This window comes from Rubritalea sp. (assembly GCF_039830215.1).
Taxonomy (GTDB): domain Bacteria; phylum Verrucomicrobiota; class Verrucomicrobiia; order Verrucomicrobiales; family Akkermansiaceae; genus Rubritalea.
Map to the genome: position 1 here is coordinate 1 of NZ_JBDOPO010000373.1, position 2,771 is coordinate 2,771.

The 2,771-nt window shown below is 45.3% G+C and carries 2 protein-coding genes; both read right to left on the minus strand.

The features are described 5' to 3' along the window. Positions 1-117 precede the first annotated feature (117 nt). Complete coding sequence (locus ABGY95_RS12810) at positions 118-654, minus strand: hypothetical protein (RefSeq protein ID WP_347442078.1); 537 nt, start codon at positions 652-654, stop codon at positions 118-120. A 16-nt stretch (positions 655-670) separates the two neighbouring features. Beyond that, positions 671-2,626, minus strand: a complete 1,956-nt coding sequence (locus ABGY95_RS12815; protein WP_347442079.1) for a hypothetical protein — start codon at positions 2,624-2,626, stop codon at positions 671-673. Positions 2,627-2,771 lie beyond the last annotated feature (145 nt).

Sequence of the window (2,771 nt, forward strand, 5' to 3'; positions counted from 1 at the left end):
CAAAAACTGAAATCTTTTCTTCAATGAAATCTGAGGCTGAAGCTAGGTTGAACTTGGCAACGTTACCTTCTACGGCAAAGCAGAAACTTTGGATTGTTAGGTAACTGAAGAGTGAGGTTATTGTGCATTTTCCCATATTGTGTAATTCAGTTTTAGATTAAGTAGGTTACTGTTTATCTGGGAATTAAGACTCATGGTATTAATCATCAGGTTGGGCATTCTACATTCTAATTTGGTTAAGCATCGCTGCATTTCAGAGAAGGTGCCCTCTAGCTTGAATTCGCAAGCAGAGCGTGGTGCATTAACAGCGTAAGTCGGGCGAGTTGACCTTTTTGCGTCAGTTAGTTGTAGCGTTTTTGTCTTGTTGCTATCAGCGATTGATTGTCTCAGTCTTTCATTGACCTTTGTGAAGCTATCACCGGTCAGGAGTTGGTTCCATTGCTTCAATTGCGTCTGTTTTTTTGAATGTTGAATTTTAAGTTCATTGAGGACAGCAATTTGCGCTTGTTCGGTTTTATATGTGTTTTTGCTTTCTGCGAAATTACCTAGCAAGTGTGCTTTAACGATTGATGTAATACCCGTCAGAATAATGGCTGCTAGAAGTGGGAGAGCAATGGAAAAGGTTCCAATGCATTGGATGTATTTTTTATTCATGCAGTAGGATCGTTGATTATTTTTTCTTTGCGAGAGGAAGAGTGAGAGGGTCCTTGTCGTCTAGGCGTTGGTTGATGGTCATCTTAAAGTCAAATAAATGTGTTGGTGTAGAGGTGGAGCCTCTTCGCGACTTGTGGGCTCTTTTAATCTGAATGTCCGGTCGTGGTTTTCGGCCGGGAATGCTCATGTCAAAAGATTCATCAAGTGTCCCTTGATAAGTTTTTTCAAAAACCTTAACCATTCCTGCGGTCGAATTCAGTGTTTCTAGGTAGTCACGGCCCTCTGAGTTGGCGCTACCTGTGAGCGTCCATGTGCGGATGACTGGAACTCTATTGTTGATGGCGTTGGTTGCTTGGATTGAGGTTTTGTAGTTGAAGTCTTTTAGGATGACATTTTTTTCCTTAGGGAAGAGTCTAGTGAGCAGTTCCATGTTACTCCAAGCTCGTGCTCGATCGCTAAGTAAATTGTTTAGTGTATCATATTCGTTAGCGCTCTTACGGTAGCTAAAAATTTGAAGCTCTGGGTGTGTGGCTTCGTACCCCCATGCTGGGTGTGCGGTTGATTTCGATAGATCGATACCAAGTTTGCAAAGTGAGCCGACTACGAGACATGCCGCTGCAACCTTTATCCATTTGCTCCATTTAAGGAGCTTCATTTCAATTTGGTCTGGGTAGAGTTTAGTTTCAAGAGTTGAGGCGGGGAGGAAGTCTTGAATTGGCCACATTTCTGTGACTAAAGTGCCGAATGTGTGGCTTTCGGCTAAGATGGACTTGCTTGCTGATGGAGGGTTTGTTGTTGAGACTACCTCAAGACGGACTTGAGAGAGCATTGCAACAGCTGGCATGTCTTGAATTACCCATGGTCTAGTGACACCAGGTATTGCACTTTCGGAGTTTGGTAGATCGGCCCGGGATGGATCCGATTCTACGGAAGTTTGCGCGGTAAGGTCACTCCATTTCCACGGTCTAGTGACGCCTAAATCGTTCGATACTGAGGCCGCAGTTGGGGCGGTAGGGATGTGCAGCGCTGAGCTAGTTGGGCTGAGGGTGATGACTTGCGAATTTGGAAGCATACTCGATAGAGAATGGCTTAATCCTTTTGGAGTTGCCCCAGCCATTGGTATGATAAAAATATGAGGGTTCTCTATTTCCAGAGAAGCCGTGGTGGTCATGATGGCGCTCGCTGTTTGCGGGGAGAAAGGTATGTTACCGTGGTGCTGTAGCGTACGGATGAGAATGAGGTCACCATGAGTGTTAAAGAAGCTAAGGACCGTGAATCGAGGGTAGTGGTAAATCGCAACAAATCCGTTTTCAGGCTTTTGTTCTAGTAGCCAAGGTAGGGCGCTGATGGCGCAGAGTGGGGCACTAATCGCCCGAGTTCGTATGGGTATATTGTTTAAATAGCCGAAATTACGAAATTCCTGCATGAGCGGTTCGTGCCGCCTAGTGAAAGCAATGGCCGTAGCAAAAGGTTGGCCGCTGGCGGCACCCGGGTAAGGGAATAGTCTCCAAGAGTGAGACTCATTAGAGATAGAATGGTCTTCTAAAATCGAGCGTGGATTCTCCTTTATGAGTCTGCGTAGTTCTTCGATTTCTGCAGGGTTTTGGTGTTCTGGTCCAAGTTCAGCAGTAGAAAATTCGTCAGCTACATAAAGGATTATACCAATTCCAGGGTTTTTAGTATCGGCAAGGTGTTCGGCTACGATGCCATCGAGAATCGGTTTGAGGAGGGTTGGGTCCGCCTCCATTTCGGGTGAGATATTGGGGCCTTTAGCCCAAACTCCCGATTCAGTGTTGCGTATATAAGAGATAGCTCCAGAGTCACTGCCAACAAAAACGTGGAGCTGTAAGTTGATGGCTAGAGCGTCAGTGTACCAATTGGGATTGCTTGCTCTGCTGGTTTGCTTGAGTAGATTTTTTGCTTGTCTATAACGCTGTGGGAAAGACAGGGTGTCCGGTTGGCTCAAATTCATGTATGCAAAGGTATTGGTCAAAGATCCAAAAAGGGATGGGGGAATAAAAATCCCCACCTTTTTTAGGGAAGGTGGGGATGAGTGGATTCATATTCCTGGTTCGACTTATATTAGAGTTGGTTGTCGTGTTCCGAACATTCCATAG